The 9,176-nt window shown below is 44.8% G+C and carries 6 protein-coding genes; 3 read left to right on the top strand and 3 right to left on the bottom strand.

Annotation, left to right across the window (positions count from 1 at the left end; all coding sequences use genetic code 11):
• Positions 1 to 140: 140 nt before the first annotated feature.
• The 3 genes from ADS79_RS30115 to ADS79_RS30125 form a co-directional block, all read right to left on the bottom strand.
• Positions 141 to 1,508 carry a sensor histidine kinase gene (locus tag ADS79_RS30115; RefSeq protein WP_049742191.1) on the bottom strand — a complete coding sequence of 456 codons (1,368 nt, stop codon included), beginning with the start codon at positions 1,506 to 1,508 and terminating at the stop codon, positions 141 to 143.
• A complete protein-coding gene (locus ADS79_RS30120) occupies positions 1,505 to 2,218 on the bottom strand; it encodes a response regulator transcription factor (RefSeq protein ID WP_049742192.1) in 714 nt (237 codons plus the stop codon). The genes ADS79_RS30115 and ADS79_RS30120 overlap by 4 nt, the downstream gene beginning before the upstream one ends.
• A gap of 177 nt (positions 2,219 to 2,395) precedes the next feature.
• Positions 2,396 to 3,088, bottom strand: coding sequence for a hypothetical protein (locus ADS79_RS30125; protein ID WP_049742193.1), 693 nt, complete (start codon positions 3,086 to 3,088; stop codon positions 2,396 to 2,398).
• Positions 3,089 to 3,622: 534 nt separating this feature from the next.
• Here ADS79_RS30125 and ADS79_RS30130 point away from each other — a divergent pair.
• From ADS79_RS30130 to ADS79_RS30140, 3 genes are all read left to right on the top strand, one after another.
• On the top strand, positions 3,623 to 4,807 hold the full coding sequence (locus ADS79_RS30130; RefSeq protein ID WP_049742194.1) for an MFS transporter: 1,185 nt from the start codon (positions 3,623 to 3,625) through the stop codon (positions 4,805 to 4,807).
• A gap of 230 nt (positions 4,808 to 5,037) precedes the next feature.
• Entirely contained in the window at positions 5,038 to 7,563 is a 2,526-nt protein-coding gene (gyrA, locus tag ADS79_RS30135) for a DNA gyrase subunit A (protein ID WP_049742195.1), read from the top strand.
• 167 nt (positions 7,564 to 7,730) lie between these two features.
• The gene (locus ADS79_RS30140; protein WP_174769658.1) at positions 7,731 to 8,819 is read left to right on the top strand and encodes an HD-GYP domain-containing protein; all 1,089 of its coding nucleotides are present in this window, start codon (positions 7,731 to 7,733) and stop codon (positions 8,817 to 8,819) included.
• The last annotated feature ends 357 nt before the right edge of the window (positions 8,820 to 9,176 follow it).

Consider the following 9,176-nt stretch of genomic DNA (forward strand, 5'->3'; position numbering starts at 1 on the left):
ATACTAATCGGTCGAGGACTTATCCACACTCTTAGCAATCATGCAGATCCAGTTTTGAATGAACGAGCTAGCCATCCAAGAAGGATGGTTTTTTTGTTTTTGAAAAAGAAAAGCACCAGAAGCGCCATTCTCTCTGGGTGCTATGCTTGGCTACGGCATCGTTGAAGAGGGAGGGTAATACGGAAAATCGCCCCAGTAAAAACTCCGTTCCTAGCTTCGATGATTCCTCCTGATCGTTCGATAATTGCACGTGAAATCGCAAGCCCCAATCCAACATCTCCATTTTTACCTTTTACGAATCGATGAAACAGATGGGGGAGCAAATCTTCAGGTATCCCATCTCCATCATCAATTATGTCGATAGTCACGAAGCGTTTGCCAGATTCGATCTTGATTTCAATCTGTTCTTTGGTATGACGGAGGGCGTTTGTGATCAAGTTCAATAAGGCTTGCAAAAGTTTACCGTCATCTACATACAAGATTCCCTCTTCTCCAAAGGTACGGACCAGGATAGCTATGTTTTGCTGCAATTTAAGAGGATGTAGTCGCTCCACAGCACGATTGACTAACTCCGTGGCAGAATGAGTGGTTGGATAAAATACATCTTCTTCGCTCTCTAGCTTTGCCAAAAGAGTAATTTCAGTCACGATATGCTTGATTCGATTTGTTTCGGAGACAATGACGTCCAAGCCTTTATGTGCCGCGTCCTCGACAAAGATCCCATCGCGAATCCCTTCTGCATAGCCTTGAATCGACATAAGAGGAGTTTTTAGCTCATGAGATGCATTTTGCAGAAATTGTCGTTGAATCTCATGAAAGCGATCGAGTTCCTGAGCCATCGAGTAGACACTCTCTGATACTTCGGCTATTTCTCCACGGGCCGGAATCAACTGGACCTCAGAGAAACGGCGGAAATGCACTTTCTTGATTTCCTTTGTTAGTCTGTTTAGCGGTCGTACCATGCTTCTCGTGATGAAAAAGCTGAGAAGAATAGCCGATACAGCTCCGATTAAGAGGGTCACAATAATTTTTTCCGTAAGCTCCATCCGAGCTTCCTTTAGTCCACGAACAGGGGAGGCAAGGATAAGCCGCTGCTTCTCGTCGTTTTTAAGACCAAGATTTACGACGACATAATCGTCTCCGCCCACAATCCAGACGTTTTTATCCTTCCGTTTTTCTGCCTTGCGTTCCAAGACTTGCAGCCATTCGTTCAAGTTCGATGAAGGAAGAGATGTATATAGCACCTTTTTCTTTTTGCCGAGTAACAGGACTTCGATTTTTCGGTTAGAGACCAATAGTTTGTCTAGTTCGGCAATATCCTCTTCTTCAAATGCGTCGTCGGCATACTTGATCCGCTCAATCCAGAACTGACCTTTAAGAGTGAGCTCTTTTTTTTGTTGGGCAATCAAATTATCCAGGAGAAAGGAATGAATGAATGTCGCGAAAAATCCGGTCACAATGATAAGGAGCGCTGCAAACATTAAAGTAATGCGGGTCTGGAGGCTCATCCTTCGCGGTTCCCTTCTGATATGCGCAAACGGTATCCGAAGCCCCATACGGTCTCCAAAGGTATGTGATCGAGCTTTTTCCGAATCCGACGTATCAAATCATCTACGACGCGGTCACTGCCAAAGTAATCATCGCCCCAGATGAGAGTAAGCAATTCATCCCGGGAAAACGCACGATTCGGATGCTCGGATAATAACGAAAGAACCTGAAATTCTTTTGCCGTAACCTCTACTTCTGTTCCAAATGAGTATACGAATCGTTTCTCCTTATCCAATACGAGAAAGCTACCTGTTGGTTGATCATTTTCCAGAGAAGGGGCTAGCTCCCCGCGATTATTCATTCGTTCCCAACGACGCAGCGCTCGATTTACACGAGCTACTAATTCACGTGGACTGAACGGTTTGGTTAAATAGTCGTCACTGCCCAGCTCCAGTCCCAGAATTTTGTCTACTTCTTCATCACGAGCCGAAATCATAATGATGGGCGTCTCCGATTCTGTTCGAATACGACGACAAAATTCATATCCATTCATTCCTGGCAGCATAATATCCAGCACCCACAAATCAGGAGGCTCTGTTTCATTTAATTGAATGGCTGCTTCAGCAGACTCTACACTGCGGGTTATGTATCCTTCTTTTTGGAAATAGGCTTCTACAATTTGCCGAATATTAGGGTCATCGTCTACGATGGCAATGTGAAAGGGTCTCATACTATCCCTCCGAAAACCTCAGATTCATCTGTTATTGTACAACAGATAGAGAGTACCTCAGGGGGTTCGAACGGATTTCCCACACTTTTCCCACACATTGTGGAACATAAAAAAAACAGCTCCACAATTTCACGGAGCTGCCCTGCCTATTACTCGTATTTAATTAGGGAGAGGGACTTACTGAAGGATATCGTAGATGGAAGCCTTTTGCGACAAGATTTCGTTTTCAATCTCTGTCCACTGTTCAATCAGATCGATTGCTTCTGTCAGGGATGTATTCCATGCGTTGTCTCCATTTTTGTAGGCATCCTTGGTTGCCTTCAGTTTGTCTTTGAACTCTTGTTTGACTTGAACTGCTTCCTCACGGTTTGCTTTTTTTGCTTCACGAATTGGTTTCATTTGAGTCATAGGTTCTTTTAGCTGTTGATGAAGTACCTTTATTTGTGCCAATTCAGACTCGATAGGAGCAAGCTTTGCTTTAATCGTTTTGTGATTCGCTTCAATAGCAGCTTTCAATTCTGCGAATTTCGCTTTGTCCTTGGCTGCTTTTGCCTCTTTTAGTTGAGCAGTGAGTGCTTTATTGGTTTCCCGGATTGGTTTGATTTCTACCATCATATTTTTTACGGTTGTACGTACTTCCTCTGGAACATCACTACGTACCAATTCCCACATTGCCTTGTTTTGTGCTGTTTGGGCTTTCAGCTTCTCATTTAATTCCTTTTTGATCGTTAGGAGCGCTTGCAGTTCTTGATATTCAGGTGTTTGTTTCAGTTTTTGCGCTTGTATAGGCTGCTCCTCGGCATGAATGACGCCTGTTCCTCCAGCCAACAGACTAGCTGTAAGTAAAGATACGGAAAGAATTTTTTTCATCGGTATTTCACTCCTTCATTGATTGTGCTGTACATTTTCAAAGATAGACGAGAAATGCGAGAAAAGTATGGGAAAAGAAAGGGGAATTCATACAGAAGTGGCTCTTGCGTTACTTACAGCATTGTAAGAATACTGCAAGCCAAATCGATAGCAGGAGCATATCCGGGCTCGTACAATAGGAGTATCAACAGAACGGAGGGATTCACCATGAGAAAACTCATTCAAATGTTCGCAATCGCGTTGGGACTGGTTATGGATGCCAAAATAACGATTCGCTCCTCCGAAATGGAGACTATCGTCAAGCTGTAATCGATTTGATATGAAAATTTGCACTCCCTTTACTGTTTGCAAAGTCAAAGGGCAACGAAGTAAACGGAGTTTTCAAGGCGCCGATTTTGTCGGTGCCTTTTTGCTGAATGAACACTGGAGGGGCCACAGAAAATTGGATTAAGACACTTCACGCATTGACTTTTCAAACTTAATATATGATATTGTATGTAAAAGAAGTTTGCGGAGTTGTTGGGAGTGAGTAGCATGTCTGAAGTAAAACCGTTGTGGACGCGAGATTTTGTCATCTTGGCCCTGTCTAATTTTATGTTGTTTGTCGCTTTTCAAATGCTCTTGCCCACCCTTCCCGTGTACGTAACAGATATGGGAGGAGATCAGCTAGCAGTCGGGCTAGTAATCAGCTTGTTTACGGTATCAGCATTGCTGGTTCGTCCCTTTACCGGGAAAGCGTTGGATACGATCGGGAGAAAGCCTGTTCTTTTGCTGGGATTAGCCATCTTTTTACTGGCGGTATCTGGATACTACTGGATGGTTAGCGTGGCATTGGTATTGGCCATTCGCTTTTTGCATGGAATAGGGTGGGGCATCGTCACGACCACTTACGGTACGATCGTCTCGGATATTATTCCTTCGGAGCGCAGCGGCGAGGGGATGGGATACTTCGGGATGTTCAGCAACCTGGCAATGGCTTTCGGTCCATTGGTTGGTCTCTGGGTATCACAAAATTGGGGATATGGCTGGTTGTTCGCCATTTCAGCAGGTTTGACCGCACTAGCGATGATTTTATCCAGACTTGTAAGAATCAAGGGGGTGCCTGCTGGAAAGCGCCCACGCACAAGTATAATGAGCGGGTTACTAGAAAAGGCAGCCCTGTTTCCCTCTCTCTTGAATTTGCTGATTGGTTTCATTTATGGAGGGATCTTTAGTTTTATCACGTTGTTCGGGCTTGAGGTTGGGATCGAAAATATCGGGTTGTTCTTCTTATTTAATGCGATTGCTTTAATGGCGGTTCGCCCTCTGGCTGGCAAGCTGTTTGACCGAAGAGGACCTGTATGGATTCTGTTGCCTGGTGCGATCATATTAGGTGTGGGCTTGCTTCTGTTGTCATACAGTACGACGGAGATCGAGCTGGTGGGAGCCGCTATTCTTTTTGGAATCGGGGTGGGCTCCGTGCAGCCTTCTTTGCAGGCATGGACGATCAAACGAGTGGACCCGGCAAGAAGAGGGGCGGCCACCGGGACATTTTTCTCTGCCTTTGATTTAGGGATTGGGGGAGGAGCAATGATCCTGGGGGCGATCGCCAAAGTGACCAGCTTTGCTCTGATGTATCGGTACTCGCTCATTGCACTGGCCCTTTATTTGATCATTTACATCATTTATTTAAGCAGGCAAGCCAAAAAGACACAAGCGACCGAGACAGTTTCTTCTTGAAACGTCTCGGTTTTTTGTTGCATGAATAGTTGAGTAGCAAATAACAAATCATAAGAGAATGTCCAAATCGAAATGGAATAATATTGAAATAGGGGCTTTCCACCTGTGTAAGGGGAAATACGGAGCAGGAATGAGGGAGAATCGATTGATCTTGCCTGATTTTTTGGACGCGCCCTCTCTATATATGGTATAATAACGTATTGTGATAACCAGTTGGAGGTTTACCCTTTATGGCAGAAGAAACTGCTCGGTTTCCCAAAGTCGATATTAGCCAAGAAATGAGAGAGTCGTTCATCAGCTATGCGATGAGCGTTATCGTCAGTCGCGCTTTGCCTGATGTTCGTGACGGATTGAAGCCTGTACACAGGCGTATTTTGTATGCCATGCATGACATGGGTCTTACTCCTGACAAAGCATTCCGTAAGTCGGCAAACGTTGTCGGGGAAGTAATGGCGAACTATCACCCGCACGGTGACTCTTCAATTTATGAAGCGATGGTTCGTATGGCCCAAGATTTTAACATGCGCTACATGCTCGTTGAGGGGCAAGGAAACTTCGGTTCTGTAGACGGTGACCCGGCAGCGGCCATGCGTTATACGGAGTCCCGTTTTTCCAAGCTCGCGTTGGAGCTTTTGCGCGACATTGATAAAGAAACGGTTGATTTCGTTCCGAACTATGATGGACGTAAGGAAGAGCCGGTTGTATTGCCTTCTCGTTTCCCAAACCTGCTTCTTAACGGTGCTTCAGGGATTGCGGTAGGTATGGCGACCAATATTCCTCCGCATAATCTGACGGAAGTCATTGATGGCGTAGTAGCGATGATCGACAATCCAGATATTACTGTACAAGAGTTGATGAAAATCATCAAGGGACCGGATTTCCCTACTGCTGGTGAGATTCTCGGCTACAGTGGTATTCGTCGTGCCTATGAAACAGGGCGCGGATCGATTATCATGCGTGCGAAGACGTTGATTGAAGAGGATAAAGGAAAGCCGCGCATTATCGTAACGGAAATTCCTTATCAGGTCAATAAAGCAAGACTTGTTGAAAAGATTGCGGAGCTCGTGCGCGAGAAGAAAATTGAAGGTATCACAGACCTGCGCGACGAGTCTGACCGCAAAGGCATGCGGATTGTTATGGAGCTGCGTCGTGACGTAATTCCAAAGGTTGTCTTGAACAATCTGTTTAAGCATACCCAAATGCAAACGTCGTTTGGGGTTAATATGCTCGCACTCGTCGATAGTCGTCCGCGGGTACTCAATCTGCGCGATATGCTGTATTACTATTTGCAGCACCAGCGCGTGATTATCCGTAGAAGAACAGAGTACGATCTGAAACAAGCCGAAGCACGCGCTCATATTTTGGAGGGCTTGCGGATTGCGCTTGATCATATCGATGCGATTATCAGCTTGATTCGCTCTTCACAAACGACCGAAGAAGCTCGTGAAGGACTCATCTCGAATTACTCGCTGAGCTACGAACAAGCCCAGGCCATTCTTGATATGCGTCTGCAGCGCTTGACCGGTTTGGAGCGGGAAAAAATCGAGAACGAGTACCAGGAGTTAATGGTGAAAATTGCAGAGCTGCGCTCAATTCTCGCAGATGAAGGGAAAATCTACGCGATCATTCGTGAAGAGCTGTCCGAAATCCAAGAGAAATTTGGCGATGCTCGCCGCACCATAATCACGTTTGATGAAGATCATATCGAGGATGCGGATTTGATTCCGGAAGAAGATGTGGTTATTACATTGACCCATGAGGGGTATATCAAACGTCTCCCTGTCTCGACGTATCGTTCCCAAAAGCGGGGCGGCAGAGGGATTCAGGGACTCGGTACCAAAGATGACGACTTTGTTGAACATCTGTACATCACCAATTCCCATGACTACATCATGTTCTTTACTAGCAAGGGCAAGGTGTATCGTCTGAAAGGCTATGAGATTCCAGATTTGAGTCGAACAGCCAAGGGAACTCCAATTATCAATCTCATCCAGATTGAAAAAGGAGAACGTGTGAGTGCAGTAATCCCTGTTAAAGAATTTGATGAGGAACACTATCTGTTCTTTGCAACGAAAAAAGGGATTATCAAGAAAACAACGCTGGAATCGTACGAAAACATTCGCAAGGGTGGATTGATTGCGGTCAATCTGCGTGAGGATGATGAGTTGATTGGCGTTCGTTTGACAGATGGTCAGCAGGAGATTATTATGGGCACGCACAAGGGGATGTCTGTTCGCTTCAATGAAGGCGACGTTCGTATGATGGGACGTAACGCTACCGGGGTGAAAGGTATTACTCTTGATGATGACGATGATGTAATCGACATGGACGTGATCAAACCGAATGCAGAGGTATTGATCGTTACTGCTAATGGTTACGGTAAGCGTACACCTGTTGATGAATATCGAATTCAGTCGCGTGGTGGTAAAGGAATCAAAACGCACAACGTAACAGATCGTAGCGGTCCAGTAGTTGGCTTGAAAGTCGTAGAGCCAGAAGAAGATCTGATGATCATCACGACTTCTGGAGTCATCATTCGTACGGAGATGAAGGGTATTTCCGTAATGGGTCGATATACGCAAGGCGTCAAGCTGATTCGTCTCTCGGAAAACGAGCAGGTGGGCTCCGTAGCCAAATGCCCGCCGAACGAGGATGAAGATGTGGAAGACGAAGCTACTGAAGAGCTGGTAGAGGATCAGGGCAATAACGAGCCAAATGATAACGAACCAAATGATAATGAGCCAATTGAAGAATAAATAACAAAGTGTGATTAGACGCTCCTTTTGCGGGGCGTCTTTTTACGTTTCAGCAAAAGAATAAACTTCTCTGATGCTTTTTACCTGCCAAATGGTTTGAAGTTGGGGTAGAATTGGGAAAAGAACACTATATCATTTTAATCATGGTGGATCGGATGGTGACCAATTTGCCCATCGTGGAAGTGAAACAACTAACCATTGGAGCGAAGCTGGCGGAAGAGGTACATACTTCGTTGGGAGGAATCCTTTTTACAAAAGGAACCGCCTTAAACGAAAAAGAAATAGAGATTCTGGATGCATTTATGGTCAGACAGGTCCCTATTGAGGATGCGAATGTTTCCTGGGGAGAACAACAGACGGAGCAAGTGGTTGAAGAACAAAGCGTAGTACAAGAGAAGTTGAGTCCAGACAAAACATCCTTTCAACAGACTTTTGATAAAGCGGTCTCGACCCTGAAAAACTTAATGATCCGGGTTCAGGGCGGCAATAACATCCCTGTAATGGAAGTGCGCGAGGTTGTTACACCGATTGTTATGCAATTTCAGAAGCAACCCGAAGTATTGCTATCGCTGCGCAGCTTTTCCCGTTTGGACAGCTATGCGTACGAACATGCGATTGCAGTCGGAATCATTTCCTATATGATTGCTAGATGGACTAAGGTGCCGGAAAAAGAATGGATGCAGGTTGCATTAGCTGGAACGCTGCTGGATATTGGAAAGACAAAAATTGATCGGCGTATTCTCCAGAAGCCAGGCAAGCTAACAGCAGATGAGTTTGAAGAAATGAAAAAACATACGGTGTACGGATATCAGATAATCAAGGCTTCGCATGGATTGAGTGAAGGTGTAGCACTGGCTGCCTTACAGCATCATGAAAGAGAGGACGGATCTGGTTATCCATTGGGGTTGCCGGGATCAAAATTGCATTTATACAGTAAGATCACGGCTGTAGCCGATGTGTATCACGCCATGTGCTCCGACCGTGTCCATCAAAAAGCACTTTCTCCGTATCTTGTCGTTGAACAGCTTGTTCAAGATAGCTTCGGGAAGCTGGATCCAACCATCGTTCGCGCTTTTGTAGAGGGAATTACACAGTTTGCAGTAGGAACTGTGGTGGAGCTAAGTGATGGAACGATTGGCAAGATTGTATTTACCGACAGAAATCAACCGACTCGACCAATGGTAGAGACGGGAGGGCGAATCATTAATTTGGTTGAAACTCGTCATTTATCGATAACGCGAGTATTAGAGCAATAAGCTGCAGAAGAGCGCGAGATAACTTGCGCTCTTTAATTTCATTAAAAAAGTTTAGTTAAAATGTAAAAACACTATTGTATTCATCCTACATACGTGATAAGATACATCTTGTCGCTTCGAAACAAGTGGCCTAATAAGAAGAACATCAAGATCTACATAAGTGTTGACTTCTTGGTAGTTGTTTGATAAAGTATTGAATTGTCGCTGCTGAGTGAGAAAAAAGATTTACGAAAAAAGTTCTTGCAAAAGCGAATGTGATAAGATATACTAGAAAAGTCGCCTAAAGAACAGGCGCAAAAAATGCTCTTTGAAAACTGAACAGCGAAAGCGTTAATGAGTCTATCATTAAATGATTTG

The organism is Brevibacillus reuszeri (assembly GCF_001187725.1).
Taxonomy (GTDB): domain Bacteria; phylum Bacillota; class Bacilli; order Brevibacillales; family Brevibacillaceae; genus Brevibacillus; species Brevibacillus reuszeri.